The following is a 25710-nucleotide window of genomic DNA, read 5'->3' as shown; positions in this document are numbered from 1 at the left end:
ATCCACCAGGAATTGCGGGACAGCCCTTGGGGTGACGGCCGGCCGCCGGGGGCCGGTCCTCAGGCGACCCGCGCCGGCGCCTCGAAGGCGAACGCCCGAGCCGGGTTGGCGATCAGCATGTCCTCCACGGCCCCGGCTCCCAGCACCTCCGTCAGCCGGGGGCGCAGTCGTTGCAGCAGATGCGGCATGCCCGGAGTCTCCGGCACCGTGGTGTCGCCACCCAGCAGCAGTTGTCCGCCGAATCCCGCTCCGGCCAGCGCCGCGAGTTCCTCGGGCAGCCGCCAGTCCGTCGCGTGGTGGGCCCGCGACGGGCCGTCGAAGGCGAGAAACGCTCCGGCCCGCGCCACCTCCCGATGGGCGGCACCGTCGGGTGAGCGGCCGAGATGACCGAGGACGACGCGGTGCGGCGGGACGCCCAACGTGCCGCACAACAGGTCGAGTACGTCCAGGGCGGCCGTGCCCAGCTCCAGATGGACGGCGATCGGCGCGCCCGTGCGGTGATGCGCCTCGGCGGCCGCCGTCATGGTGAGCCGGGCATGGGCGTCGACCGTGTGGAAGGCGCCGGCGACCTTGATCAGCCCTGCTCGCACCGTCGTGGAGCCGATCCCGACGGTCAGCTCGGAGACGAACAGCGAGGCGAGGGTGTCCCGGATCCGGCCGAGCAGTTCGGCCGGGTAGTGCACGGCCTGGTGCAGCCCCGTCGCCGCCACCACATGCACACCCGCCGAACGGGACAGCTCCGCCAGCAGATCGGCCCGCCGCCCCATGCCGTACGGCGTCCACTGGACCACGGACCGGCCGCCGAACCCGCCGAAGGCGCGCAGCCGTCCGGCCGCGGCCACGGGGTCGTCGAGCTCCTGGCCCGGCAGTACGGGGCTGCGCAGGAAGAGATGGTCATGGGCGTCGCACACCCCGAGTCCGTCTGCGGGGATGTCCCCGAGGACGGTGCGGACCGCGGCTACCACCGGTGCCCCGTCCCGAGCCGCTCGCGCTCCGGCCCGCTGAGGTGGAGCACCTCGTAGCGGTCGCCGGGCTCCTGCGGTGCGGGGTGGTCCCAGAGGGTGAAGTGGAGCAGTTCCCAGTGACGGGGGTCGACGGCCAGCGCCGTGGCGACCGCGCCGGGGGACTTGGCGAGCCGGAGGCTCTCCTCCAGCGCGGCGTCGATCGCGTCCGCCGGAGGGGCCGAGGCCGGTACGGGAAGGCGGAGCCGGGTGGCGGAGCGGGGGAGTGCGGCCGGCGCAGGGCCCTGCTCGTACGACAGGCCGGTCCAGTGCTGCACCTCGGGGCGCCCGAAGTCGTGGACGATGCCCTGGAAACCGGGGCCCCGGAGGAAGGAGTTCATGCCTTCGGGCGCGGTCCACAGGTAGAACGGCGCGTACTGGTTCACGGGGGAGTCCTCGCCGCGTTCCCGCATCAGGTAGGCCTTGATGCCGAGCCCCGGAATGGCATCCATGAGGTGCCCCCGTGTCGCCACCCGGTCGCGGATGATGCCCATGTCGTAGTCGGCGGGCAGCGTGATCTCGTACTGCATCGCATGCATCGGGTCCTCCTCAGGCTTCCGGGTACTCGGGGACGCGGGCCTCGTCGTGCCAGTGGATGGTGCTGCCGTCCTCTGCCGCCTCGACGAGGGCGAGATGGGTCATGAACGTGCGCGGTGCGGCGCCGTGCCAGTGCCACTCGTCCGGCTCGATCCACACCGTGTCGCCCGCCCGGATCGCCTCGACGGGCCCGCCCCTGCGCTGCACCAGGCCTTCGCCCTCGGTGACGTGGAGGACCTGGCCGTGCGGGTGGGTGTGCCAGCCGGTGTGGCCGCCCGGCGCGAAGTGCACGCTGAACAGCCGCAGCCTGGAGGGCGGTTCGGGCGCCGCGATCTCGTCGAGCCAGACGGTTCCATTGAAGTGCTCGGCGGGCCCGGACTGAGTGTCGGGCCGGTTCCTGGTGATGCGCATGCGCGAGGTGCTCCTCGGGGTGGATGACGAATGACAGGGGGTCAGGAAGCGTCTGTGCGGGGGGCGAGCAGTGCCAGCAGTCCGCGTGCGGCCGCATCGAAGGCGTCCGTCGATCCCGAGGCGCGTGCCAGCACGTAGCCGCCCTGCACGGTCGCGACGATCGTCGCCGCGATGTCGTCGGGCACCAGTGAAGGAGCGAACTCGTCGTTGTCCAGGCCCTCCTGGACGATCGCGCCGAGCCGGCCGCGGAGCCAGGCGATCGTCTCGTCGACGGGTGCCCGCAGTTCGTCGCTCGCGATGACCTCCGGGTCCATCGTCAGCCGCCCCACGGGGCAGCCGCGAAGCACATCGCGCTCGCGCAGCAGATAGCCCGAGATCCGCTCGTACGCCGACCCGGGCGCGTCCAGCACCCGGCCCGCCGTGGCGCGCAACTCCTCGGCCGTGCGGCGGATGGCCGCCAGCGCCAGATCCGGCTTGCCGGCGAAGTGGTGGTACATGCTGCCCTGGCCCGCGCCCGCGTGCTGCTGGATGGCCTTGGGGCTGGTGCCCACATACCCGCGCTCCCACAGGAGCTCCCTGGTGGCTTCGATCAGACGGTCCGAAGTGCTCATGCGTTCACTGTACATACCAGTAGGTACAGAGTCCAGGGTCCGGTGCGCGCCGGCCGGGAGCAGGAGCGCGACCGCCGTCTACTCCCGGCGGGGTACGCGCACGGCCGCTGGCCGTACGACGACGCGGACCCCCCTGTGGCGACAGGCTCGGAGGTGTCGGAAAGCGTGCTTTCGCACCGTGAACCAAGGAGCTGACCGAGATGAACACCCTGGCCTTCGACGGTGGACCCGGACCGTGGGTCCTTCTCTTCCCGCTCGTCTGGGCAGCCGTCGTCCTCACCGTCGTCACCGTCCTGCGCCGCACCGCCTGGCGTGGCCGGCGCGGCCCCTGGCAGGCCCGCGCGGAGCGGAACGGTCCCGCCGAAGCCTCACCGATCACCCTGCTCGGGCGGCGCTTCGCCGCCGGGGAGATCGACGAGGACGAGTACTGGCGCCGCCTCTCCGTCCTCGACGAGCAGTTCGGCACCCTCGGCAAGGGCGGTGCGGCATGACCACGGCCGCTCCCGCCACCGGCACCACGACCGCCGCCCGGGTCGTCGACGCAGTGAAGATCTACGGCACGGGCGACACCGTGGTCAGGGCCCTGGACGGGGTGAGCGTCGGCTTCCCGGCCGGCCGCTTCACCGCGATCATGGGGCCCTCGGGCTCCGGCAAGTCCACGCTGATGCACTGCGCCGCCGGACTCGACGGCCTCACCTCCGGCACGGCCTTCATCGGCGACACCGAACTCGGGGCCCTCGACGACCGCAGGCTCACCCTGTTGCGCCGCCGCCGCATCGGGTTCGTCTTCCAGGCCTTCAACCTGCTGCCGACGCTCACGGTCACCGAGAACATCACGCTCCCCATGGACCTGGCGGGGGAGCGCCCCGACCCGGCCCGGCTGGACGCGATCATCGACACCGTCGGACTGCGGGACCGGCTCCACCACCGGCCCGGCGAACTCTCCGGCGGGCAGCAGCAACGGGTAGCCGTCGCCCGGGCCTTCGCGGGCGATCCGGAGGTGGTCTTCGCCGACGAGCCCACCGGCAATCTCGACTCGCGCGCCGGCCAGGAGGTGCTCCGGCTGCTCGGCCGCACCGTCCGGCAGACCGGCCGCACCGTCGTCATGGTCACCCACGACCCGGTCGCCGCCGCACACGCCGACGAGGTGGTCTTCCTGGCCGACGGCAGGCTCGTCGACCGGATGCAGGCCCCCACCGCCGAACGCGTACTCGACCGGCTCAAGGCCTTCGATCCCGCACCGGGCCTCCAGGGGACCCCATGACCAGCGCCCGCGCCTCCGTGCGCATCGGTCTCTCCTCGCTCCGCGCCCACCGGCGCCGCTTCCTCGGCACCCTGACCGCCGTCCTGCTCGGCGTCGCCTTCCTCGCCGGGACCCTCGTCATGGGGGACACCCTGCGCGCGAGCTTCGACACGATGTTCGCCGACGCGGCGAGCGGCACCGACGCCGTCGTACGCAGCACTGACGTCGTCACCGTCTCCGGCGACTCGGAGGGCACCCGGCAGCCCGTCTCCATCGGCCTCGTACCGCGCATAGAACGGCTTCCCCAGGTCGCCGCAGCCGCCCCCGACATCCAGGGCGCCGGCCAGCTGATCGGAGCCGACGGCAAACCGATCGGCGGCCAGGGGCCGCCCACCCTCGCCGGAAACTGGATCGACGATCCCGAGCTCAACCCCTACCGGCTCGCCGAGGGCCGCACCCCGTCCGCGCCCGGCGAAGTCGTCGTCAACCGCGGAACCGCGGACAAGGGCGGGCTGAAGATCGGTGACACGACCGTCCTGCGCACCCCCGATCCGGTCCGCGTCACCGTCGTCGGCCTGGCCACCTTCGGCGGCGAGGACGGCATGGCGCAGGTGACGTACACCGGAATGACCCTCGCCGACGCCGAGAAGCACCTGACCCCGAAGCCCGGCCGGGCATCGGGCATCCAGGTCAGAGCGGGCCCCGGGACCAGTCAGCAGGAACTCGTCGACGCGCTGCGGCCCGTGCTGCCCCCGGGCACCGAGGCGATCACCGGACAGGCCTCGGCCACCGAGAACCAGGACATGATCTCCGGCGCCTTCCTCAGCCTCTTCACGACGCTGCTGCTGGTGTTCTCCGGCATCGTGCTGCTGGTCGCGACCTTCTCCATCCACAACACCTTCGCCATCGTCGTCGCGCAGCGCACCCGTGAGAACGCCCTGCTGCGCGCACTCGGCGCCTCCCGCCGGCAGATCCTCGGATCGACCCTGACCGAGGCGGGCATCGTCGGCGTGACCGCCTCCGCGGCCGGACTGGCCGGCGGCATCGGGGTGGCCGCCGGGCTCCAGGCGCTCTTCCCCGTGATCGGATTCCCGTTCCCCGACGGTCCCCTGGTCATCAGCGGGGTGTCCCTGCTGCTGCCCCTCGGTGTCGGCGTCGTCGTCTGTGCCGGCTCCGCACTGATGCCCGCCGTCCACGCCGGACGCACCGCACCGCTCGCCGCGCTGCGCGAGACCGTCGTCGACGACTCGGCCGGCTCCCGGACCCGCACCGTCACCGGGCTCCTGCTGCTGCTCGCCTCGGTCGGGGTGGTCCTGACCGGCGCCCTGGCCGACCTGTCCGTCCGGCTGTCGGCCGTCGGCGCGGTACTGGCCCTCGCCGCCTTCGTCGTACTCGGACCGTTCGCTTCCACCTGCGCCGTACGCGTGCTCGGCGCACCGCTCGGCCGGCTGCGCGGCGCCACGGGGCACCTCGCCCGGCGCAACGCGCTGCGCAGCCCGAAGCGGACCGCTTCGACGGCGACCGCACTGATGACCGGCGTGGCGGTGGTCTCGCTCTTCACGGTGTTCGGCGCCTCCCTGAAGGCCACCATGAACCAGACCGTCGACCGTTCCTTCGCCGGGGACCTGGCCATCAGCGCACCCGGATTCGGCGCCGGCGGCAGCGGGCTCAGCCCCCGGCTCGCCCCGGCCGTCGACCGGCTGCCCGACGTGGCCACCGCCGTCGGCCTGGGCAAGGGCGTCGCGGAGGTCAACGGCTCCGGACGCGCCCTCACGGTCACCGACCCGGCCGCGCTTGCCGCGGTCCTCGACCTCGGCAAGGTCGACGGTTCGATGAAGGCGCTGGGTACGCACGGCCTCGCCGTCTCCGGTACCGAGGCGGGCAAGCGAGGGCTCCACACCGGCTCCACCGTCCGGCTCGCCTTCACCGACGGCAAGGAGCGGACCTTCACGGTCCGGGCCGTGTACGGCCGGTCGGAACTGGCCGGTGACTACGTCCTCACCCGCCAGGCGTGGGCCCCGCACCGCGGCCAGGACTCCGACTCGCTGGTCGCCGTGTCGTTCAAGGACGGGGTGTCCGCGTCCGACGGCAGGGCCGCGGTCGAGCAGGCCGTCGCCGCGTACGGGAACCCGCAGGTGCAGACCCGCGGTGAGTACGCGCAGTCCTCGGCGGGCGGTATCGACATGATGCTCACTCTGGTCTACGCGCTGCTGGCCCTGGCGGTACTGATCGCGCTGCTCGGCATCGCCAACACCCTGACGCTGGCCGTTCACGAACGCACCAGGGAACTGGGCCTGTTGCGGGCCGTCGGGCAGACCAGGCGGCAGCTGCGGGCCATGGTCCGCTGGGAGTCCGTCCTGGTCGCCGCGTTCGGCACGGCCGGCGGTCTCCTGCTGGGCGGCTTCCTCGGCTGGGTGCTGGTCAAGGCGTCGGAAGGCACGGGCGACACCGCGTTCGCCTTCGCGCTCCCGCCGACGCGGCTGCTCGTGGTCGCCCTGGTGGGCATCGCGGCGGGCGCACTGGCCGGCGGGCGGCCGGCCCGGCGGGCGGCGCGGCTGGACGTGCTCCGCGCCATCGCCGCAGACTGAGAGCGGCCTCAGGCACACGACAGGAGCGGGGCGCCCCGTGGAGGGGCGTCCCGCTCCGTTGAGTCGGGCGCCCGTGGCTGGGCGCCCCGTCCCGTCGGGTCAGCCGACGACCACCGATCGTGCCGCGGAAGGCGTCACACCTTCCGTGGCCGTGATGCCGTTCCACTCGAACGGACCGTCGGTCGTCGCCCCGTACAGCGCGTGCGGTGGCTGCGTGGCGAACAGGGAGGGAGTGGGAAGAGTGAACCAGACCACCTTCCCCGTACCGTCCCGGGGGCGGACGCCCCAGCTCTCGCTGACCGCGGCAATCAGTGCGAGTCCGCGCCCCGACGTACTGGAGTCACTGGCCTCGCGCACGGTCGGCATCCGTGGGTCGTGGTCATGGACGGACACCGTCAGCCGTTCGAGCAGCAACTCGACCTCGACGGTGCATGATTTGTCCGGCTGTGCATGCCGGTGGACATTGGTCAGCAGTTCGGTGACGCCGAGCGCTGCCTGGTCGATCAAAGGATCGAGATGCCAGTAGCGCAGTTGCGCCGAGATGATTCTGCGGACCTGACCGATCCGCGACGGCAGGGCCTGGAGCTCCACCGTGCAGTGCCTGCTTGGCTCGCTGATCACGGCTGCGACTCCCCGAAGTAGGTCCGGAAGAAGACGAAGGAACGGATCCAGCAGATGGCTGGCTGCTGATTCTGGCCCGGCGGCCTGGATCGCAGTGTCACCGCCGGTGAACCATGAGTGACGTGTCTCCAATGTCGCCCAGCCGCCACGGCTCCGCAACTCGCGGTGTCCCTCCCGTGCCGCTCCGTCAGCCGGTCCCGCCCCCCGCCCTGCGCACCGCTTCGAGGAAACGGTGGGCGGGGGCGGCGTCGTCGGGCTTGCCGCGCTGTCGCGGCATCGTCAGCCGGTACCGCGTCCCGTTGACCCGCGCCACCGTCGCGTTCTCGCCCGCGAACCACGGTCTGCCCGCGCTCACCGTTCCCACCGGCGCACTGTCGATCTCCACGCCGTAGCTGGTGAGCAGGGCCACCCTGCCGTCCTTGACGGTGACCTGCCCGGCCCGGGTGAGCGAGCGCGCCCACCGGTCGATGCGCACGCCCGTCTCGCTGAACTCGAGTTCCTGCACGGCCCCTTCGCCCCCTTCATCGCACCCCTGAGAGGAAGTGTGCACATCCAGGGGCGTATGCACCAGGGCGGAACGGGACGCACATGTCCATTCCCGACGCCATGGACCGCCGGTCGCGCCCCGCGGCACCAAGGCAGGGCTATGGAGTATCAAAGTCAATGTTTGCCCAGGTAGGGGGCATATCGTGGGGCCCGTCGAGACCGGTCGTACGAGGAGAAGCGCGCTGATGGGCACGAGTGAGCACAGACACGACGTCGAAGCCGTGGCGACCGTCGACATCGACCGTACCGACCTGACGTACCGCGCATGGCTCAAGGAGGCCGTCCGCAAGGTCCAGGCCGACGCCAACCGCTCCGCCGACACCCATCTGCTGAGGTTCCCGCTGCCCGAGAGCTGGGGCATCGACCTCTATCTCAAGGACGAGTCGACGCACCCCACCGGCAGCCTCAAGCACCGGCTGGCCCGGTCGCTGTTCCTCTACGGGCTCTGCAACGGCTGGATCCGACCCGGCAAGCCCGTGATCGAGGCGTCGAGCGGTTCGACCGCCGTGTCGGAGGCGTACTTCGCGAAGCTGATCGGCGTCCCGTTCATCGCCGTGATGCCCCGCACCACCAGCCCCGAGAAGTGCCGGCTCATCGAATTCCACGGCGGCCGCTGCCACTTCGTCGACGACTCGCGCAAGCTCTACGAGGAGTCGGCCGGTCTCGCGGCGGAGTCCGGCGGTCACTACATGGACCAGTTCACGTACGCCGAGCGGGCCACGGACTGGCGGGGCAACAACAACATCGCGGAGTCCATCTACCAGCAGCTCAGGCTGGAGCGGTACCCCGAGCCGGCCTGGATCGTCGCCACGGCGGGCACGGGCGGCACCTCGGCCACCATCGCGCGGTACGTGCACTACATGCAGCACGACACCCGTATCTGCGTACCCGATCCCGAGAACTCCTGCTTCTTCGACGGCTGGACGCACCACGACCCCCACGCCACCAGTGACCGCGGCTCCCGCATCGAGGGGATCGGCAGGCCGCGGATGGAGCCGAGCTTCGTCCCGGGCGCCATCGACCGGATGATGAAGGTCCCGGACGCGGCCAGCGTCGCGGCCGTGCGTGCCCTGGAGCGCTCCATCGGCCGCAAGGCGGGCGGCTCCACCGGAACGGGGCTGTGGAGCGCCTTCAAGCTGGTCGCCGAGATGCTCGCGCAGGGCCGTACCGGCAGTATCGTCACCCTGATCTGCGACCCGGGCGACCGCTACCTCGACAAGTACTACTCCGACACCTGGCTGGCCGCCCAGGGCCTCGACATCGCCCCGTACACGCGGACGATCGACCACTTCCTCGCCACGGGCAACTGGCCGGGGCAGGAGGAGTGTCCGGCGTGAGCGAACCGCCCGGACGGGATCCGGCCCTCATGCGGCAGCTGCCGACAGCCGGCGGTCCAGATTGCGCACCGCGTCCCGGAACGACCGGCCGACCGCACCCCGCGCCCGCCGCAACGTGAACCGGAACAGCGCCGAACCGTCGGCGGCGAAGGTCCACTGCACCCGGGTGCCGGTCCCGGACGGCGTCAGCCGCCACTCCTCCAACAGGGCTCGCATACCGGGGGCGTTGGTCTGGTCGACGCGGTAGGCGTACCGCTCGCCGGGATCGGCGGCGACGACCGTCTCCCGGAAAGCGATCCCGCCCCGCAGCCGCACCTCGCGGCCGGCGCCGCCGTCGAGCGGCAGCGCCGCGGTCACCTGGGTGAACCATCCGGGCCAGCCCTCGACGTCGTCGGCCAGCGCCCGGTACACGGTGTCGGGCGGTGCGGACACATCGGCGGCGAAGACCAGCCTGACCGGAGCGGACTCGACGAAGTCGAGGTCCACGGAGCGGAGTCGGCGTGCCATGGAACGCACCTCCCGTGCGATCGGCGGCGGACGGGGCCGCGCACACCATAACCGGCAGGCCGTCAGAAGTCGTCAGGTGCAACGGAACCGGATCGCCAGCGCTCCGCGGACGGGGTCAGCGCACTGCGGTGAGCGATCCGCCCTCCTTCAGCCGGGCCGTCAGCTCCACCGGCGCGTCCCGCGGCGCCCGGACCGCGAGCGCCGTCCCGGCCGCCGATTCCCGCACGGCCCCGGTGGCCTCGATCCGGCTCACCGCACGGCTGCCCGCCGCCAGCACGTACCAGTGTCCGGACGGCGCCCTCCAGCGCGTACCCGCCAGGACGTGCTGTCCGAATCTGCTGCACCGTGCGGTGTCGCGCTCGTCCCCCACCACCGTCCCCGGCCCGGTGAGCGAGGCGCTGGGCGGCAAGAACTGCACCATCACGCGCCCGGGCCCCTGCCAGGTGTCGGCGCGGGTGCAGAGCCACTGGGCCGGAGTGCCGGACTCCGGCAGACGCTGCTCGGCGAAGTTCCAGTTGTTCACTGCGCGGACACCGGAGCCCCGCAGCGCCGTCAGCGAACAGGCGGTGCGGGCCCAGGCCAGCAGGGCGGGAGTGCTCGTAGCCTCCCTCGGCTGCCGCGCCCCGGCGCGAGCGGCCGGACCCGGAGTGAACGTCAGGTGGACCGGGGCGAGGTCGCCCAGGTCGGTGAGGAGGAACGCGTGGTTCTCCACGATGCGTTCGGACGAGCGCAACTGGAGCACCGGCCAGGAGTCACAGCGTCCGCCCGGTGACGGCCGCGGTACGGCAGCGGTGACCCCGTCCGCGTTCACCTCCAGGGCGCGCGCCGGGCTGTTGGGCGACAGCAGGTCGCGCGTCGTGGTTCGCGCAATCCAGGGAGCCATCAGGAACCGGGCCCGGTCTCCGTCGCGGCTGACGACCAGAGCGGCGCCCGTCGTCACATCCGCGCCGTCCGTCCGGGCGAAGTCCAGTGCAGGCGCCCCGGACCCGGCCCGCGGCTCCGCGTAGCGCACCACCCGCACGCCGCGGTCATGGAACAGCACCACGGCGGCGCCGTCCACCTCACCCGCGTACAACAGCTGCGGCGGCTGCGCCGGCGGCACCGCGAGCGTCCCGGGTGTGGCCGAGACAGCGGTGCCGCCCTGGGCACGGCCCCAGGCCCGCAAGGCCCGGCGCAACAGAGCTTGATCCCCGGTGCGGCTGCCGCGGGCCGGCCAGGCCGTGAAGTCGATGCGGGAGGTGTCCGCCCACTCCTCGGCCGCGGTCCTCAGCAGCTGCGCCGGATCGAGTGCGGGAGCGACCGCGCTGCGCTCGCCGCCGCCGGGTGCCGGGGCCGGCGTACCCTGCTCCGTCAGCGCGCCCAGACCGCCGGCCGCCACGCACAGCGCCGCGACCACCGCGACCGCCCGCATCCGGTGCCTGCGCCGCAGCAGATCGCTGGGACGCGTCTGCAGCACACACGGGTCGAACTCGCCGGAACGCAGGAGTTCCCCGGTCTCCGCCCGGTCGGCGCCCTCCAGCCGCATCGCGGCCCGCACCGCCCCTGCCGGGTCCGTCGCACCTGCCTGGGTCAGCAGGGCCTGCGCCTCGGGGACGTCCAGGTCCTCCAGCAGCCGCAGCGCGCACGCGGCCCGTACGGCCCCGGGAACCGCCGACAGCGCCTGGTCCAGTGCCAGTTCACCCGCACCGCCGGCCCGTGGGTGGAGCCGCAGGCCCCAGACGGCCGGGAGCGAGGGGCGCAGCGCCGCGGGCACCGGGAGCTGCCCCGGCCACCAGCGCGGCCGCCGTTCATACGCCAGGGCGGCGCGCAGCACGCGCAGCCGCATCCAGGCGTACGCCGGGGCGGTGCTGTCCGCGGCCGTACGGTGGGCAGTACCACGGGTCTGCGCCGGGATCCGCGTAAGGGCCGGGGTTTCGGGCGCGGTTCGCCCGCCGGGCAGCGCGCGCTGTACCAGCGCGTGTGCGGCGAGCACCCGGCGGTGCCGGCCGAGGGGTGGCGGCAGGACCAGATAGGCGATCCGGACCAGACGGGGGTAGTGCTCCACGAGCGCGGACTCGGCCTGTTGCACGCCGGGGCGCTCGTTACTGCCGGTGGACCGCTGTCGCGGTGGGTGGATCGGCATGATTCGGTGCCTTCTGAGCCGTGGGCGAAAGACGTCACACCGACAAACGACTCGATCGTGTGACGGTCACATCACCTGCTCATGGCGCCTGTGCCCGGACCCGCGCCGCGGCGGACCGGGCCCCGTCCCTCAGGGGTGCGGCTGCGCGGGCCTGTCCAGCATGGAGTCCAGCACCCGGCCGAAGATCCGACGGCCCGCGCCGGCGATCAGCGGATCGCCCCACCGCGGCAGCAGCCGCACGCTCAGCTCCTCCACCCACACCACATGGGAGCCGGCATGGGTCGGATAGACATCGATCGACGCCCGGCCCCGCACCACCCGGCCGCGCTTCTCCAGCCGGCACATCCCCGCCCGGCTGCCGGCCGGCGGCGACCACCGGACCACTTCCATCGGATCGTCGAACGCCAGCGGGCCGAGTCCGGTGCGGGCCACGAATACCGTTCCGCTCCGGGTCGGCACCCCGGTGGGCACCGTGATCGTCGTCAGCGGGACATGAGCGGCGTGCCGCTCCCAGTCCGTCACGCGGCGCCAGGACTCGGCTGCGGGCAGAGGGGTGAAGCGCTCGATGCGGAAGACGGCCACAAGACGATCCTAGGACGTCATGGCCCCGGCGCGAGCTGAGCGGAATCGTGGCTCAGTCCTGCGACGGCTCGCCGTCCGTGCTCCGGCCCGCCACCACGAGACCCGGAAGATGTTCCTCCATCTCCTCGCGGGCGCCCCCGGACAGGCCCGCGTCCGTGACGAACGTGTGCACCTGTTCCAGTGTGGCGAACGAACTCAGGCCCACCGTGCCCCACTTGGTGTGGTCGGCGACCACCACCACGCGCCGCGCCGACTGGACGAAGCGGCGGTTGGTCTCGGCCTCCGCCAGATTCGGCGTGGACAGCCCGCCCTCCACCGAGATCCCGTGCACACCGAGAAAGAGCACATCGAAGTGGAGCGAGGCGATGGCCCGGTCGGCGACGGGGCCGACCAGCGAGTCGGACGGCGTCCGTACCCCGCCGGTGAGCACCACGGTCGCGGCACCGGGCCGCGCGCCGGGCGAGCCCGGACGCTGCGCCGCATGGAACACGTCGGCCACCCTAACCGAGTTGGTCACCACCGTCAGGTCCGGCACGTCCAGCAGATGCTGGGCCAGGGCGTAGGTGGTGGTACCGCCGGAGAGCGCGATGGCGCTGCCGGGCACGGCCATCGACGCGGCGGCCCGCGCGATGTCCTCCTTCGCGGTCAGCTCGAGCGCCGACTTCGCCTCGAAGCCGGGCTCGTGCGTACTCGCCTCGACCACGGGCACCGCGCCGCCGTGCACCTTCTCGATGACGCCCTGGCGGGCCAGCGCGTCCAGGTCCCGGCGGACGGTCATGTCCGAGACGTTCAGCTTCCTGGTCAGCTCGTTGACCCTGACCCCGCCACGCCTGCGCACCTCGTCGAGGATCAGCGCACGCCGCTGCTCCGCGAGCAGATTCTGATTCTCGCTCAACGCTGTGCCCGGTCCTTCCCTCTGGCCGTGCGGCACTCCATGCCGACGGCTCATCCTGCCACGCGGTGTCGCGGGCCGCCGCACTGGGGAGATTCCGTAGGAACGATGCGGGCACCCGGCCCCGTCCAGCACTCTGGTGACCGGGCATCAGCAGCGTCCCCTTCGGGCTTCCACCTTCGAGAGCGAGTCACCCCCGTGCCATCTGTCACCCCGGCCCCGCAGAGCGAGGGGCCCGCACTGGAGCTGCTGGTCCACGGCGTGGGAGGAGCGACGCCTCAGGAGATGCTCGTCGATCCGCGCACCGTCCGGGTCACCGGCGACGCCACCGCGGCCATCTTCCGGCGTTCCGGAGACCTCGACGCGGAGGCGCACCCCGAGCGCTACCGGGACCGGCCCATCGCCGAGGCGTACTGCTGGTCCAACCTGACATCCGGCAACGGCTCCCGCGCGCTCTGGCTCCTGCTGCTCCCGTTCATGGTGATCAACCTCGCCCACTGGATGCGCCCGGCAGCCGCGCGCCGCCCCCGGGCGATCCGGCTGTACGGGGTGGTCGTCCGCCTCATCGCGCTGAGCCTCACCGTCCTGCTGACCGCTGCCGTCTGCGAAGTCGCGCTCGATCTGACCGCCTGGCAGTGCGCGGGCGTGCCGGACTGTTCCGACCAGCGGTCCTGGCTGGGGTTCCTGTCGGCGGCGCAGGGCGGGTGGTGGTCCCAGCCGGGCCGCCGTCTCGCCCTGGCCGCCCTGGCGCCGGCCGCGCTGGTGGTCCTGCTCTGGTACCTGTCCAACCGGACCTGGAGCGCGTACGAATCGCAGCGACCGCTCACCGGCACGGACCCGGAGGAGGACACACCGCCGCCGGCCCCCGGCACGGACACGGCTCCCGCGGTGCGGCCCGCGCTCGGACGGCCCGGATTCTGGTACGGACGCCGGCTCGTCGCACGACTGCGCGCCGCCCACACCGCGGCCGGATTCCTCACCGTCACCGCCTTCGTCACCGGCGCGGCGGCCCGCCAGGACCGGTCCGTCGCCGGACCGGTGCCCGAGGTGTTCGGGAGGCTGATCGAGGCGCTGCTCATCGCGGGGACGCTCGTCGTGATCTGGGTGGTCTGCCGGCGCGGACGGAGCGAACGGCGCCTGGACAACCGCCTCGACCGCGCCGTCGTCACCTACCTGCCCACGACCGCCCTGGCCCTGCTCGTCCTCGCCGCACTGCACGCCGCCTGGTCACGCCCCGGCTGGGTCAGCGCCGGCACGCTCCCCGGTGACGTCATGTTCCGCGTCGTCACGCTCGCCCAGGGCGCGCTCGTCGTCGTCCTCGCCGTCGTGTCACTGAACCTGTACCGGCGCAGTCCCGAGCCCCGCACCGTGCTGCGCGGCCTCGGCGGCCCCGCCGTCGCGATGCTCGCCTGCGCGCTCGGCGGCGTGATGACCGGCGGAGTGGCCCAGCGCGTCGCGGACTGGCTCGACGGTCCCGGCAGCCCCGGCATGGGGCGCAGCGCCGTCATAGACGGACCGCCGGTGCTCCTCAGCTGGCAGGCCTCCGTCATTCCCGTGCTGCTGGTCCTCCTCCTGGTCCCGGGCCTCGCGCTCGGCGTACGCACCTATCGCGTGGCCCGCCGTCTGGAGCCGCAGATCGACACGGAGTACGAGGAGGAGCGGCCCGACCCGGCGCGCACGAAGCAGATCGCCAGGACCCGGGCCACCGCCGCACTCACCGACTCCGCACCCGGCATGCTGGGCCTGGTCTCCGGCGCCACCCTGCTGCTCGGCGCGGCGGCGGTCGGCGGGGCGTGGGCGAGCGGGCAGGTTCCCGGGCTCGCGATGGACGGCAGCAGCCCCTTCGTGGAATCGGTGGCCGAGGCGGCACAGTCCACCGGATCCTGGCTGATCGGCTTCGGCTTCCTGCTGTTCGTCGCCTGCGGACGGCGCGCCTACCGGGACGCCTCCGCGCGGCGCACCATCGGCATCCTCTGGGACGTGGGGACGTTCTGGCCGCGCGCCGCACACCCCTTCGCCCCGCCCTGCTACGCGGAGCGGGCCGTTCCCGACCTGGCCTCACGCATGTCCGGCTGGACCGCGCGCACCCGCGGCCGGCTCGTCATCTCGGGCCACTCCCAGGGCAGCGTTCTGGCCGCCTCCGCGGTCTGGCAACTGCCTGCCGAGACCCGTGGCCGGGTCGCCCTGCTCACCTACGGCTCGCCGATCGAACGACTCTACGGGCGCTGGTTCCCTGCCTACTTCGGGCCCGTCCAGTTGCACGGGCTGCACCGGTCGGTGCACTGCTGGCGCAACCTGTGGCGTGCCACCGACCCGATCGGCGGCGAGGTCCGCCTCGGTGAGGAGTCAGGCCCGGAGGTGGACCGGGGCCCGCTGAGGGATCCGCTGGTCTACGGGCGCACCCCCGAACACCCGCTCCCCGAGCCGGTGCTGGGGCACTCCGACTACCAGGCGGACCCCGTCTTCGCCGAGGAGCGTGCCGCGCTCCTGGCCCGGCTCGTCCCCGTAGTGCCCCATCAGGCGGACGAGGCCGGGAGACGCGTCAGGGGAGTTGCGGAAGGTCTTCCGGGAACAGCAGAGTGAGGTCGTCCGTGCTCATCTCGGCAAGCTGCGCGACGCGGCCCGCATGGCGTTCGACCATCGACTCGAAGGTCTGGCGGGCCGTGCGGCCGTTGCCGAAGGCGGGCCCCTTGGGAAGCTCGGTGAAGTACTTCAGCAGCGCGTCCCCGGTCCCGGAGGCCAGGCTGTACTCCTGCTCCTCGGTCTGCTGCTCGACGATACGCAGGAGCTCGTCGGGCGCGTAGTCACTGAAGGTGATCGTCCGTGAGAAGCGGGACGCCACGCCGGGGTTGACGGTGAGGAACCGCTCCATCTCATGGGTGTAACCGGCGACGATGACGACCACCGCGTCGCGGTGGTCCTCCATCAGCTTCACCAGCGTGTCGATCGCCTCCCGGCCGAAGTCCCGGCCGGAGTCCTCGGGCGACAGGGCGTACGCCTCGTCGACGAACAGCACCCCGCCGCGTGCCCGGTCGAAGGCCTCCTGGGTGCGGATGGCCGTCGAGCCGATGTGCTCGCCGACCAGGTCGACCCGGGACACCTCGACGAGATGACCCCGCTCCAGCACTCCGAGGGAGGCCAGGATCTCGCCGTACAGCCGGGCCACCGTGGTCTTGCCGGTGCCGGGGGAGCCGGTGAAGACGAGATGGCGGCGGACCGAAGCCGCCTTCAGGCCGGCGAGCTGACGCCGGCGCCCCACCTCGATCATGTCGGTGAGGGCACGCACCTCGCGCTTGACGCTGTCGAGGCCGACCAGCGCGTCCAGTTCGCCGAGCACCGCCTGGGACGTACGCGCGGGCTCGGCCGCCACCGGCTCCGCGGAGCGCGGTGCGGGGACCGCGCCCAGCAGTCCGGGCGTCGACTGGGTGGCGGTCAGGACGGTGGGCGGCGGGGGAGTGGCGGTACGCAGACCGCTCTCGTCGCTGCTGCAGTCCTCGACGACCGGCCCGGTGGCCGAGGCATCGCCATGGGCCCCGCCCTCCGCGAACTCGTAACCGCCGCGGGCACACCGCTCGGTGCGGCAGCGCGTCAGCGTCGTACGGCAGCCGTCCATGACATGGAAGCCGTACCCCTCGCTGCCGGTGACCCGGCAGCTGTGGAAGGTTCCGCGCCCCTCGGCAGATACGTAGAAGCCTGCCTCGGCGGGGGAGGTGACGGTGCAACGCTCGATCGTCGGATCGGCGCCCTTGGTGACGATCACTCCGGTCTGTACCGCGTCGATGGTGCAGTTGTTCAAGGTCCCGCCGCTGCCGTGGTCACGGAACCAGGCACCCGTGGACGCCTCCCGGATCCGGCAGTCGTCGAGCTGCGCGGTCGCCCCGTCGCTGACCGACACCGCCGTGTTGCGGACCTGGGACAGATCACTGTCCACGACATCGGCGCGCGAGCCCCGGTCGAGGACGAAGAGGGCGTCCGGCACGTCGTGGACGCGGCACGCATCCAGTATCACCGTGGCCCCGTCGCTCACCCAGACCGCGGGGTAGTCGCCGGTGCTGTCGTGGATCTCGCACTGGTTGGCGTCGACCCGGGTGCCCGGGTCCCAGACCGAGAGTCCGTTGCGGCCGAACCGCCGCACCGTCGAGCGGGTCAGCGTGAGGACCGAACGGGACCGCAGGTCCACCGCGTTCTCGGGAATGTCGTGGATGTCGCAGTCGGCCAGCGTGAGCACGGCATCGGTGTCCAGCGTGACACCGTCCGCGGAAGTCCGGTGCACCGTGCAGTCGGTGAGGTGGGCCGCGGCCCGGGCGGACACCTGTATCCCGCTGCCCTTGATCTCGTAGATCTCGCAGCCGACCGCCTCCAGGCCACTGCCCTCGCCCGTGACGGACAGGCCCGCGCCCGAGGCGTGATGGACGCGGCAGCGCTCCAGCCGCGGGTGCGCCCCGTCGCGCACCGAGACGCCCGACTGCCCGGCCGAGACGATCTCGCACTCCTCGAACACCCCGCCCGCCCCGTCGAGTACGGCAATGCCGACGCCGGCCGGATTGTCGACGGTGCAACGGCGCACGGTGGGCCGGGCCGCGCCGCGCACCTCTATCCCGGCGGCCGAGCGCGTCACGATCCGCAGATCGGCGATCTCCGGGGCGCCCTCCTCGACCAGCAGGGCCGGGGCGGCGGAGTCCTGACCCTCCACATGCAGGTCCTGGACGACGGCGGAGGCGCGCAGGGTCAGCGGGACGCCGTCGGCAGGGGCGATCCGCACCGAACCGACGGAGCCCTCGGGCCCGCGCAGCGTCACCGCGCGTTCGATGACCAGATTCTCCCGGTAGGTGCCCGGGGCGACGGTGAGCACGTCACCGTCCGCCGCCGCTTCCAGAGCCGCGGTGAGGGAGGCGTATTCGCCTGTGCGGCGCCGCCACCGCGATGTGCCGGTGTGCGTCACCTGGACCGTGCCCTGTGCCATGGCGCTGTTGTGCCCCCACCTCGTGCGTGTGTGATGCCCGTGTCACCGGCCTCGCGGCAGCGACCACCCGGGTCCCCTCGAAGGAGTGACGGGCGGGCCGGTCCACCGTAGCGCGCGCGAAGGGCGGGAGTTGACCCGATCAGCAGGTCTTCAGCTGCCGGTGCCCGTCCTGCCCCAGTCCGGACCGGCCTTGGCCCATGCTTGGTCGAGCCGCTCGTACCGCCGTTGCACCATGCGCCATACGATCAGACGCCGCCCGCCCTCGATCAGCAGGACGGTCAGCATCGCCGCCCCGAATCCGGCCAGCGCGGCATGGGTGTGCGCCGTCGGCGCGTCCATGGGGCGGAGCGCGGGGTTGCCCGCGAGGTCGGTCCAGATCCGAACCCGTGCGCCGGGCGCGGTGTCACGCGAAGTGGTCGTCACCGTGGCGCTGCGCGCCGTACCGTCCTGAGTGTGCCAGCGGGCCAGCACGGTGGTCTGCGCCATCCGGTCCGTGGAGACCTCGGGGTCCGACACGTGGTGCCGGTCGGCCACGCGGCGCAGCACGACGGCGTCGGTGAGCCGGCGGTCCGCCTGCTGGGCCCGTACCGACGCCTGCAGCGCGTGGTCGGTACGCGCACCGCAGTACCAGCCGAGCGCCGGCGCCACCAGCACGAGCAGAAGAAACGCCACCAGAGCCACCCACGCCTCGCGCCTGTCCGTGGCGCGGCGCAGGGGATTGTGACGCCAACGCCAGACTCCCGTGAACGTTCGCACAGTCCTGCACCCCCTTCCGTATCCGTCATAACCCGATACGGCGCGGTCCGCGCGCCGGAGCGGCGAAGAGAGAGCAACCTCACCCCGTCAACCCGCCCCGCCTCCCCGGGAGTTCCCGGTTCTCCCGGATTTATCGGGTCCCCGGGATTTGTCGGTTACAGGACGCGCACCGGGTCCCCGATCCGGATGACCCCCGACGTGTCCGGGATCAGATTCTGGCCGAAGAGCAGTTCCTTGCCGGACCGGCGGTGCCGGGCGAGCGTGCGCAGGGGCTCGGCGCCCCGGCGTGCGGTGAGCTGATCGGTCGTGGTGATGACACAGCGGGCGCTCGGCTTGACCACGCGGAACGTCACGTCGCCGATCGAGAGCCGGGACCAGCCGTCCTCCTCCCACGCGGCCGTGCCGGCCACGACGACGTTGGGCCGGAAGCGGTCCATCGGCAGCGGCCCCTCGCCGGGGCGGTCGCCCTGCGCGATGAGCGCGTTCAAGGCGTCGAGCGAGGCGAGGGTGGTGAGCAGCAGGGGGAAGCCGTCGGCCAGGCTGACGGTCTCACCCGGCCGTGCGTAGGCGGGGTTGATGAGTCTGCGCCGGTCCGGCGCGTCGAGATGGACCAGCCTGACCTCCGTGCCGAGGAACCCGCCCAGCCAGGCGTGGGCACTCCGCGCGGCCTCGACCACGTCGAGCCGGCTGCTGTGCAGCAGCACGTCGATCGTTTCCCGCGGCTCGGGGACCTCCACGGTGAGCGCCGCGCTCCCTGGCGCGGCCAGCACGATTCCGCCACCCGGCACGGGGGTGGCGGAGATCAGCGCCATGCGGGGCTGCTGACGCTGCGTGATCACCTTGCCCGTGGTGTCGACCAGCATCCAGCGACGGTCGCCGTCGAGTCCCCATGGCTCGACGGCGGCCTCGCCGACTGTGCACGCGGCCAGCGATTTGACCGGGTGGATGTGGACGGCACTCAGTTCGGGGGAGGGCATGCCCCTATCCTGCCAGCCACTCCCCACCGGCCCCTCGCTGCCTGCGGGCGGTGCTCCCAGAGGTGTCGGACACCCCTCCCGCAGCTCCGGTCTAGTAGCCCCGGCCCTGGTACGGGCGGTTGTACGGGTCCTCGTACGGAGATTGCGCGGGCGCGGGTGCGGGCCGCGGCGACGCCGGACGCATCGACTCGTACCCGGTACCCGGTGCGGGCCGCTGCTGCTGGTACTGCGGCGGCGACTGATAGCCCCCGCGGCCGGCGGAAGGCTGCTGCGGGATGTACGGCGCCGGGGCGTGCTGCAGCTGCGCCGGCTGCATGGGCGCGTAGCCCTGCTGCGCCATCGGCTGCTGGTAGCCGTACGCCGGATTCTGCTGGGAGGGTGCCGCGGGCAGCGCCGGCAGGGCCGACGGGAGCGCCGGCAGGTAGCTGTTGCCGGTGTCATACGCGGCGGGCACTCGGATCGGTGCGATCTGAGGCGTGCCCCGCTCCGCGACCAGGGAGTCGTAGATCGGAGTGTCGGGGAACGACGGCGCGGCGTAGTAGCCGCCGCCGTAGGTGGAGCGGGGGGAGGTCATGCCACCTAAGTTAAGCCCACGATGTGCTGATTGGGGAGCCCCAATCTTGTGGTCATCTGTTTTTTGCTGATTCTTACCACCTGACCTGCTGAATCGTCGGCGTGACCGGCGTCGGGAGAGGGCTGCCCGTGGGGCCGATCATGGCCGAGGGGCTGTGCGGGATGGTCCGTAACGGTGACAGCCGACCGGCGCTCTGCTAAGGGCTGTCGGGCGTGCTCTGAATTGGCTGACGTGAGTGCGCGGGGGCGGAGTTACGGAATGTCGGACCGGTGGAGCTGAGGAACGCGATCCGGCCTGGTGGCGGCGGGTGCCGGATCGGCTCGGCGGCTGACTTCGACGCCTGGATCGCTGGGCGGTTGTCGGCGGAACTGGCCGAACCGTTCACCTTCGTGGTCGGTATGGACGCTGCTCTTCGCCTGGCGCCCCGACGGAGCGAGCACGTGGCCTGCGCCGGCGGAGACATGGTTCTGAGCGCCGGCGAGATCAGCTTCATCCGTGAGGCGGACCGCTGGACCGTGAGCGAGGTCAGCAACCAGTCCACCGGATACTGCCCGGACGGCAGCTCCTGGCCGGAAGTCGCCCGTGCTCTGGACGACGTGGAGCTCGGGCGGCCCTCCGGCTTCACTCACGAGATGGTGTTCCGGCGGTGCCCCGACTGCCAGGAACACAACATCGTGCGCGAGGACGACTTCGTCTGCGTCTTCTGTGGCAGCGGCCTGCCTGTGGTGTGGAACGTGGATCCCGCCGCATGACGGCCGAGGGGCGTAGTCGCTCGCTGACGGCAGAGACGAGAACGGCTGCCTCGTGGCGGACCGTGAGCCCGTCCTCTCGCATGGCGACAGCGTGGTGTTTCTCGAAGCGGTGGATCCCGCACTCGACAATGTGGCACTCGCGGCCGTCGGCCGGATCGAATCGCGAAGGCCGGCCCCTGCGGGAGTTGCGCCGCTTACGGTCGCGTGCTTGGCGGCCTGGTCGGGGATGGTGCGGCGGAACCCAGACGGCGCACCCGTTGGGTCGGTCGGCTGAACGGCATGGCGAGCAGATTCCAGCGGGGCCGCGGGCGGGCGCGGACGGGGGCTCGGGAATCGCGGACGCTCACCCCGCGGCGCACGCCTCCGCCTCAGCCAGGTACCGCGCCACCGGGCCCAGGGTCAGCATTCCGCTGGCGGCGCCGGCGTGCTCTGCACCGGCGGTACGCAGAGCAGCCGCGGCGCGCACGGCGGTGCCGCCCTCACCGAGGAGTGCCGCGGCGCGCGCGGTCAGGCACCACAGCGCCTCCTGCACATGGTCACGCGGTGGTTCGGGCACCGCGGCGAGGGCGGCACGAGCCTCCTCGTCCCGGCCCTGTGCGAGGAGCACGAGGGGGCGCGCCCAGGGGCGGTACGGGCCCCAGTCGAGGTGCGGGTCGGTGGGCGCCGGCCGGCCGTGCAAAAGGCGCAGCCCCAGCAGGGCGAGCGGGAAGAGGCCCCGGTGCAGCCCCGGCATTCCGGCCGCCCGGAGGGCGTTCTCGGCAGCGCGGTAGTGCGCTGCGGCCGTGGCAGCGGTCGGTCCGCCGGGTTCCGCGCTGCGGGCGGCCGTGACCCGGGCCCTGAACCACCCCGTGAGGACGGGGACGAGGGGCGCCTCGCTGGTGGCGGCGAGTTGGTCGACCGCCTTGGCATGCGAGGTCGCGGCGTCGAGGTCGCCGAGGGCCGAGGCGGATTGCAGGCGGACGAGCCGGCCGAGCACGGCGAAGTTCGGCAGGTCGTGCCGGGTGGCCAGATCGAGGATCTCGGCGCCGGTCCTGTCCCGCTCCGGCGCGAGCCCGGGGCGGGTGAAGGAGTGCAGGAACACTCCGTTGAGGGCGAAGGCCAGCAGGGCGGGATCGGCGAGGTGCCGTGCGAGTTCCTCGGCCTGACGCGCCGCGTGCCGCGCGTGCTTCAGCTCGGCCCCGGAGAGATCGGCGCTGCGGCTTTCGACAGCGACCGTGGCCAGGAGGCGGGCGCGCAGGTCGGCGGGGCCGTCCGGGCCGAGCCCGGTGAGCGTGCGCTCGGCAGCGGCGACGACGGCGCGGGACTGCTCGGGGTCGTCCGCCCGGCTCCAGATGGCGGGTACGTCGTAGGCGCCGATGATCCGGGCGGTCAGGGCGAGGTCACCTGTGCGTTCCGCCGCCTGGATGGCGGCGAGGCGGTCGCGCCGTGAGTGGACGAGGGCGTCCCCACCCGCCAGCGCGAGGGTGCGGGCCAGATCCACGGTGGTGCGCGGACCGAGCCGGACACCAGCGCCGCTCCACGCGGCAGGGGCTCCTTCGGGGGGCACGGACCCGTTGAGGATGTCCGTCTCCAGACGCTGGAGGTCTGCCCCGGGGTCGAGTCCGAGCTGGTCAACGAGCATGGCGCGGGCGCGGCGGAGGGTGGCCAGCGCGTCGGCCTGGCGGCCCGCGCGGTACTGGGCGCGGGCAAGCAGCTCCCAGGCCGGCTCGCGCCACGGGTGTTCTGCGACATGGGCACCCAGTTCGGCGACGAGGTCTGCCCCTGCCCCGGAGCCGAGGAGTATGCGGGCGCGCAGTTCCACCCCTTCCAACCTCAGTTCCTCCAACCGGGCCCGCTCGCGCTGCGCCCAGGCGGAGGAGGTCACATCGGCGTAGGCGGGTCCGCGCCAGTCCGCGAGTGCCGCGCCCAGCGCGGTCACCGCGTCGGGGGAGCGGCGGGCGCGGGCCAGGGTGTCCTGGAACCGATGGACGTCCACGTCCTCGCGCGGCAGGCGCAGCACGTAGCCGGGGCCTTCGGTGACGATGACGCGCGGCGGATTGCGGGGCGGCCGGTCAGGTTCGAGGGCACGGCGCAGCGCGGCGACGAACGTCCGCAAAGCGCCCACGGCGCGGACGGGCGGATCGGTCCACAGGTCATCGACGAGGGCGTCGGTGGTGACCATGCGTCCCTCGGCGGCGACGAGCCGGGCGAGTACCTCGCGATGGCGAGGGCCGCCCAGGTCAACCGGGCTGCCGTCGTCGCGGAGGGCCCGCACCGCACCGAGCACATCGATTTGCATGCCCCCATCCTCCGTGCCGAGGGCCGGCTGCGCCCGACCGTACTGATCGGTTGCTGATCGCCGTCGTCCACGGTGAATCCGGTCAAGTCCCCGACCCGAAAAGATGGTCTCTCATGACGCTCACCATTCCGGGCTTCGATCACATCCGGCTGCCCGGTGCGGACGGTGTGGAGCTGGCCGCAGCCGTCGGCGGCAGCGGCAGCCCGGTCGTGCTGTTGCACGGCTTTCCCCAGACCCACCTGATGTGGCGGCACGTCGCCGAGTACCTCGCCGACGAGCACACGGTGATCTGCCCCGACCTGCGGGGCTACGGCGCCAGCGACAAGCCGATGGCCACCTGCCCGGATGCGTACGCCAAGCGGACCATGGCCACCGATGTCGTGACCCTGGCGGCGGCGCTCGGACACGAGCGCTTTGCCCTCGTCGGTCACGACCGGGGCGCCCTGGTCGCCTTCCGGGCGGGGTTGGACCACCCCGAGACCGTCACGCACCTGGGCATCCTCGACATCGTGCCGACACTCGACATGTGGAACGTCCTGCACGGCGCCTCGGCGGCGGTCGGATACCACCTCTTCCTGATGGCGCAGCCTCCGGGCCTGCCCGAGGCGATGATCACAGGCAGCGCGGACGCGTTCTTCGGCTCGTTCCTCGACACCTGGGCCACCGACCCGACCGCCATGCCCGGGGACGTGCGTGCCGAATACCTGCGCGCGAGCGCCGCGGCGGTGACGTCGATCGTCGCGGACTACCGGGCCTCGGCGGAGATCGACGTCGTGCACGATCAGGCGGACCTGGATGCCGGGACGCAGCTGGCCATGCCCGTGACGGTCATCCAGCAGGACTGGGGCGCGCAGTTGGGCTACGACGCTGCCGAGGTGTGGAAGGCGTGGGCGCCGGACCTGGACCACCGGCTGACACGAGCGGGGCACTTCATGGCCGAGGAGGCACCCGACGAGATCGTGGCGGCGATCCAGGCTCTGCTGGCCCGCTGAGCCTCCCGATGCCGACGCGCCGGCCCGCCGAGCCTCCTGCTCTCGACGCGGCCGGGGCCACGTCCGGTCGGCCGGCGCCGTACTGACTGGCCGTCAGCGTCTCCTGCCGTCCCGGGTGCCCCGGTGATGCCGCCCGGCCTCTCCACGGGTACGACGAACGGCCGAAGCCCGGCGCAACTCCACGCCCGCACCGCTCGCTCCTACTGCGGGAGCTCCAGGACGTCGGCAACCACGCAGCTGACGTTGTCCGGGCCGCCTGCGCCGTTGGCGAGGGCGATGAGTTCGCGGACCGCCTGCTCGGGTTCCCGGATCTCGGAGAGCACACGACGCATCTCTTCGGTCGGTACGACGGTCGACAGGCCGTCGGAGCAGAGCAGATAGCGGTCTTCCCGCTGGGCGTCGCGGAGACGCATGTCGGGGGTGGTGTGGGCTCCCTGGCCCAGGGCCCGGACCAACAACGACCGTTGGGGGTGGGAGGCGGCTTCCTCCGGGCTGAGGCGTCCCTCGTCGACCATGGACTGGACCATGGTGTGGTCCTGGGTGATCTGGAACAGCTCTCCGTCCCGCAGGAGGTAGACACGGGAGTCGCCTATGTGAACGAGGGCCAGCTGCGATCCGGTCCAGAGCATCGCGGTGAGTGTCGTGCCGGTCTCCTCGGGTGAAGGGCTGTTCCCGGCGATGCCGCGCACAGCCTGCCCGGCCTGTTCGACGACCTCTTCGAGGACGTTGAGGAGGCTGCCGGCCGGGATGCTGTCGGCTTCGAGGTGCCTGAGCGCGTTCACGGCGGCTGCGCTGGCAGTGGCTCCTCGGCTGCCGCAGCCGTCGGCGACGGCGAGCAGACGGGGTCCGGCGTAGGCGGTGTCCTGGTTGCTCTCACGGACAAGGCCGGTGTCGGACAGTGCGGCGTATCGGATTCCCAGGGGCACAGTGGTCGGGGACATAGCAGGGTCCTTCCAGGACAGATGGTCGATGAGGAAGGCGGCCAGGTCCCGCCGAGCGGCGGTGTCGGCCTCGACCTGGGCCCAGAACGAGCGGATCTCCTGGGCTGCCCGACCTGCCTCCAGCGTGCGGATCTGCTGGATTCGGGCGAGGGGCATCCCCAGACGGCGGAGCCAGGCGACCAGCCGGGCCTGGTCCAGTTGTTCCGGTGCGTAGAGGCGGTATCCGGTCACCGGGTCGACACGAGCGGGGGTCAGCAGACCGAGTTCGTCGTAGAGACGCAGCGCCTTCGGCGACAGCCGGGACGCCTTCGCGAACGCCCCGATGGTCAGCAACCTCATGCCCGCTCCTCCTCATGCCGGGCACGTCGCCCGGCCCGCTCATGCTGTGGGCTCCCCCAAGGTGAAGGTCAACCGAGGGAGGTCTTCGCCGACTACCGGGTGCCCCTCGCACGCGCGGACGCTGTCCTCACTGCCTGGAG

22 protein-coding genes and 1 pseudogene are annotated in these 25710 nt (G+C 72.4%); 7 read left to right on the top strand and 16 right to left on the bottom strand.

Features of this window, described 5'->3' with window-relative positions:
* Positions 1 to 59: 59 nt before the first annotated feature.
* From ACGFZA_RS16260 to ACGFZA_RS16245, 4 genes are read right to left on the bottom strand one after another with little or no spacing between them, the layout of a single operon-like run.
* The gene (locus ACGFZA_RS16260) at positions 60 to 965 is read right to left on the bottom strand and encodes a phosphotriesterase (protein WP_385271788.1); all 906 of its coding nucleotides are present in this window, start codon (positions 963 to 965) and stop codon (positions 60 to 62) included.
* Positions 959 to 1540 carry a DUF4865 family protein gene (locus tag ACGFZA_RS16255; RefSeq protein ID WP_393679637.1) on the bottom strand — a complete coding sequence of 194 codons (582 nt, stop codon included), beginning with the start codon at positions 1538 to 1540 and terminating at the stop codon, positions 959 to 961. Before ACGFZA_RS16255 ends, ACGFZA_RS16260 begins: the two co-directional genes overlap by 7 nt.
* Before the next feature lie 10 nt (positions 1541 to 1550).
* Positions 1551 to 1949, bottom strand: a complete 399-nt coding sequence (locus ACGFZA_RS16250) for a cupin domain-containing protein (protein ID WP_385271783.1) — start codon at positions 1947 to 1949, stop codon at positions 1551 to 1553.
* Positions 1950 to 1990: 41 nt separating this feature from the next.
* Positions 1991 to 2560: a TetR/AcrR family transcriptional regulator gene (locus tag ACGFZA_RS16245; protein ID WP_385271780.1), complete on the bottom strand. Its 570-nt coding sequence runs from the start codon at positions 2558 to 2560 to the stop codon at positions 1991 to 1993.
* A gap of 200 nt (positions 2561 to 2760) precedes the next feature.
* Here ACGFZA_RS16245 and ACGFZA_RS16240 point away from each other — a divergent pair, with 200 nt between their 5' ends.
* Genes ACGFZA_RS16240 through ACGFZA_RS16230 form a run of 3 tightly spaced genes read left to right on the top strand, consistent with a single transcriptional unit; the run spans position 2761 to position 6391 of the window.
* The gene (locus tag ACGFZA_RS16240) at positions 2761 to 3051 is read left to right on the top strand and encodes an SHOCT domain-containing protein (protein WP_385271777.1); all 291 of its coding nucleotides are present in this window, start codon (positions 2761 to 2763) and stop codon (positions 3049 to 3051) included.
* Positions 3048 to 3824 carry an ABC transporter ATP-binding protein gene (locus ACGFZA_RS16235; RefSeq protein WP_385271774.1) on the top strand — a complete coding sequence of 259 codons (777 nt, stop codon included), beginning with the start codon at positions 3048 to 3050 and terminating at the stop codon, positions 3822 to 3824. The genes ACGFZA_RS16240 and ACGFZA_RS16235 overlap by 4 nt, the downstream gene beginning before the upstream one ends.
* Positions 3821 to 6391: an ABC transporter permease gene (locus tag ACGFZA_RS16230; RefSeq protein WP_393679633.1), complete on the top strand. Its 2571-nt coding sequence runs from the start codon at positions 3821 to 3823 to the stop codon at positions 6389 to 6391. Before ACGFZA_RS16235 ends, ACGFZA_RS16230 begins: the two co-directional genes overlap by 4 nt.
* 99 nt (positions 6392 to 6490) lie before the next feature.
* Here the strand turns inward: ACGFZA_RS16230 and ACGFZA_RS16225 are convergent, their stop codons facing one another.
* Both ACGFZA_RS16225 and ACGFZA_RS16220 read right to left on the bottom strand, forming a co-directional pair.
* A complete protein-coding gene (locus ACGFZA_RS16225) occupies positions 6491 to 7012 on the bottom strand; it encodes an ATP-binding protein (protein WP_385271768.1) in 522 nt (173 codons plus the stop codon).
* Positions 7013 to 7199: 187 nt separating this feature from the next.
* Positions 7200 to 7517, bottom strand: a complete 318-nt coding sequence (locus tag ACGFZA_RS16220; protein WP_393679630.1) for a hypothetical protein — start codon at positions 7515 to 7517, stop codon at positions 7200 to 7202.
* Between the two features lie 226 nt (positions 7518 to 7743).
* On the opposite strand from ACGFZA_RS16220, the gene ACGFZA_RS16215 reads away from it, so the two are divergent.
* Positions 7744 to 8895 carry a PLP-dependent cysteine synthase family protein gene (locus ACGFZA_RS16215; protein ID WP_385271762.1) on the top strand — a complete coding sequence of 384 codons (1152 nt, stop codon included), beginning with the start codon at positions 7744 to 7746 and terminating at the stop codon, positions 8893 to 8895.
* A gap of 27 nt (positions 8896 to 8922) precedes the next feature.
* Here the strand turns inward: ACGFZA_RS16215 and ACGFZA_RS16210 are convergent, their stop codons facing one another.
* The 4 genes from ACGFZA_RS16210 to ACGFZA_RS16195 all read right to left on the bottom strand — a co-directional run bounded on the left by ACGFZA_RS16210 (position 8923) and on the right by ACGFZA_RS16195 (position 13001).
* Positions 8923 to 9402 (bottom strand): SRPBCC family protein, encoded by a 480-nt coding sequence (locus tag ACGFZA_RS16210; protein WP_393679628.1) that lies wholly within the window; start codon positions 9400 to 9402, stop codon positions 8923 to 8925.
* Positions 9403 to 9517: 115 nt separating this feature from the next.
* Positions 9518 to 11524: a hypothetical protein gene (locus ACGFZA_RS16205; RefSeq protein ID WP_393679626.1), complete on the bottom strand. Its 2007-nt coding sequence runs from the start codon at positions 11522 to 11524 to the stop codon at positions 9518 to 9520.
* Positions 11525 to 11653: 129 nt separating this feature from the next.
* On the bottom strand, positions 11654 to 12106 hold the full coding sequence (locus ACGFZA_RS16200; RefSeq protein ID WP_393679624.1) for an SRPBCC family protein: 453 nt from the start codon (positions 12104 to 12106) through the stop codon (positions 11654 to 11656).
* A 52-nt stretch (positions 12107 to 12158) separates the two neighbouring features.
* Positions 12159 to 13001, bottom strand: a complete 843-nt coding sequence (locus tag ACGFZA_RS16195) for a DeoR/GlpR family DNA-binding transcription regulator (RefSeq protein WP_385271751.1) — start codon at positions 12999 to 13001, stop codon at positions 12159 to 12161.
* A gap of 39 nt (positions 13002 to 13040) precedes the next feature.
* On the opposite strand from ACGFZA_RS16195, the pseudogene ACGFZA_RS16190 reads away from it, so the two are divergent.
* Positions 13041 to 15568: pseudogene (locus ACGFZA_RS16190) on the top strand (hypothetical protein); the annotation flags it as partial.
* Here the strand turns inward: ACGFZA_RS16190 and ACGFZA_RS16185 are convergent.
* The 4 genes from ACGFZA_RS16185 to ACGFZA_RS16170 form a co-directional block, all read right to left on the bottom strand.
* The gene (locus tag ACGFZA_RS16185) at positions 15541 to 17961 is read right to left on the bottom strand and encodes a right-handed parallel beta-helix repeat-containing protein (protein WP_393679622.1); all 2421 of its coding nucleotides are present in this window, start codon (positions 17959 to 17961) and stop codon (positions 15541 to 15543) included. The pseudogene ACGFZA_RS16190 and the gene ACGFZA_RS16185 overlap by 28 nt on opposite strands.
* A gap of 150 nt (positions 17962 to 18111) precedes the next feature.
* Positions 18112 to 18717 (bottom strand): hypothetical protein, encoded by a 606-nt coding sequence (locus ACGFZA_RS16180; protein ID WP_385271745.1) that lies wholly within the window; start codon positions 18715 to 18717, stop codon positions 18112 to 18114.
* 155 nt (positions 18718 to 18872) lie between these two features.
* Complete coding sequence (locus tag ACGFZA_RS16175) at positions 18873 to 19694, bottom strand: MOSC domain-containing protein (protein WP_385271743.1); 822 nt, start codon at positions 19692 to 19694, stop codon at positions 18873 to 18875.
* A gap of 91 nt (positions 19695 to 19785) precedes the next feature.
* On the bottom strand, positions 19786 to 20268 hold the full coding sequence (locus ACGFZA_RS16170; RefSeq protein WP_385271740.1) for a DUF6643 family protein: 483 nt from the start codon (positions 20266 to 20268) through the stop codon (positions 19786 to 19788).
* A gap of 287 nt (positions 20269 to 20555) precedes the next feature.
* Between ACGFZA_RS16170 and ACGFZA_RS16165 the strand changes: the two genes are divergently transcribed.
* Complete coding sequence (locus tag ACGFZA_RS16165) at positions 20556 to 21020, top strand: hypothetical protein (RefSeq protein WP_393679711.1); 465 nt, start codon at positions 20556 to 20558, stop codon at positions 21018 to 21020.
* Between the two features lie 343 nt (positions 21021 to 21363).
* Here ACGFZA_RS16165 and ACGFZA_RS16160 read toward each other — a convergent pair whose 3' ends face one another.
* The gene (locus ACGFZA_RS16160; RefSeq protein WP_393679619.1) at positions 21364 to 23298 is read right to left on the bottom strand and encodes a BTAD domain-containing putative transcriptional regulator; all 1935 of its coding nucleotides are present in this window, start codon (positions 23296 to 23298) and stop codon (positions 21364 to 21366) included.
* A gap of 113 nt (positions 23299 to 23411) precedes the next feature.
* On the opposite strand from ACGFZA_RS16160, the gene ACGFZA_RS16155 reads away from it, so the two are divergent.
* Positions 23412 to 24290 carry an alpha/beta fold hydrolase gene (locus ACGFZA_RS16155; RefSeq protein WP_385271731.1) on the top strand — a complete coding sequence of 293 codons (879 nt, stop codon included), beginning with the start codon at positions 23412 to 23414 and terminating at the stop codon, positions 24288 to 24290.
* Positions 24291 to 24490: 200 nt separating this feature from the next.
* Here ACGFZA_RS16155 and ACGFZA_RS16150 read toward each other — a convergent pair whose 3' ends face one another.
* Positions 24491 to 25570, bottom strand: coding sequence for a protein phosphatase 2C domain-containing protein (locus ACGFZA_RS16150; protein ID WP_393679616.1), 1080 nt, complete (start codon positions 25568 to 25570; stop codon positions 24491 to 24493).
* Positions 25571 to 25710 lie beyond the last annotated feature (140 nt).

The sequence above is a fragment of the Streptomyces sp. NPDC048211 genome (assembly GCF_043202315.1).
In the GTDB taxonomy this organism is placed as follows: domain Bacteria; phylum Actinomycetota; class Actinomycetes; order Streptomycetales; family Streptomycetaceae; genus Streptomyces.
Note: the sequence above shows the minus strand (reverse complement) of the source record. Positions and strands in the feature narration are given on the sequence as shown.

Bases quoted from the DNA above. Each gene is read 5' to 3' on its own strand.
- ACGFZA_RS16215 (WP_385271762.1), top strand. From the start codon at position 7,744: ATGGGCACGAGTGAGCACAGACACGACGTCGAAGCCGTGGCGACCGTC.
- ACGFZA_RS16170 (WP_385271740.1), bottom strand. From the start codon at position 20,268: ATGACCTCCCCCCGCTCCACCTACGGCGGCGGCTACTACGCCGCGCCG.
- ACGFZA_RS16155 (WP_385271731.1), top strand. From the start codon at position 23,412: ATGACGCTCACCATTCCGGGCTTCGATCACATCCGGCTGCCCGGTGCG.
- ACGFZA_RS16235 (WP_385271774.1), top strand. From the start codon at position 3,048: ATGACCACGGCCGCTCCCGCCACCGGCACCACGACCGCCGCCCGGGTC.
- ACGFZA_RS16230 (WP_393679633.1), top strand. From the start codon at position 3,821: ATGACCAGCGCCCGCGCCTCCGTGCGCATCGGTCTCTCCTCGCTCCGC.
- ACGFZA_RS16250 (WP_385271783.1), bottom strand. From the start codon at position 1,949: ATGCGCATCACCAGGAACCGGCCCGACACTCAGTCCGGGCCCGCCGAG.
- ACGFZA_RS16160 (WP_393679619.1), bottom strand. From the start codon at position 23,298: ATGCAAATCGATGTGCTCGGTGCGGTGCGGGCCCTCCGCGACGACGGC.
- ACGFZA_RS16185 (WP_393679622.1), bottom strand. From the start codon at position 17,961: ATGGCACAGGGCACGGTCCAGGTGACGCACACCGGCACATCGCGGTGG.
- ACGFZA_RS16245 (WP_385271780.1), bottom strand. From the start codon at position 2,560: ATGAGCACTTCGGACCGTCTGATCGAAGCCACCAGGGAGCTCCTGTGG.
- ACGFZA_RS16205 (WP_393679626.1), bottom strand. From the start codon at position 11,524: ATGCCGATCCACCCACCGCGACAGCGGTCCACCGGCAGTAACGAGCGC.
- ACGFZA_RS16255 (WP_393679637.1), bottom strand. From the start codon at position 1,540: ATGCATGCGATGCAGTACGAGATCACGCTGCCCGCCGACTACGACATG.
- ACGFZA_RS16150 (WP_393679616.1), bottom strand. From the start codon at position 25,570: ATGAGGTTGCTGACCATCGGGGCGTTCGCGAAGGCGTCCCGGCTGTCG.
- ACGFZA_RS16210 (WP_393679628.1), bottom strand. From the start codon at position 9,402: ATGGCACGCCGACTCCGCTCCGTGGACCTCGACTTCGTCGAGTCCGCT.
- ACGFZA_RS16240 (WP_385271777.1), top strand. From the start codon at position 2,761: ATGAACACCCTGGCCTTCGACGGTGGACCCGGACCGTGGGTCCTTCTC.
- ACGFZA_RS16175 (WP_385271743.1), bottom strand. From the start codon at position 19,694: ATGCCCTCCCCCGAACTGAGTGCCGTCCACATCCACCCGGTCAAATCG.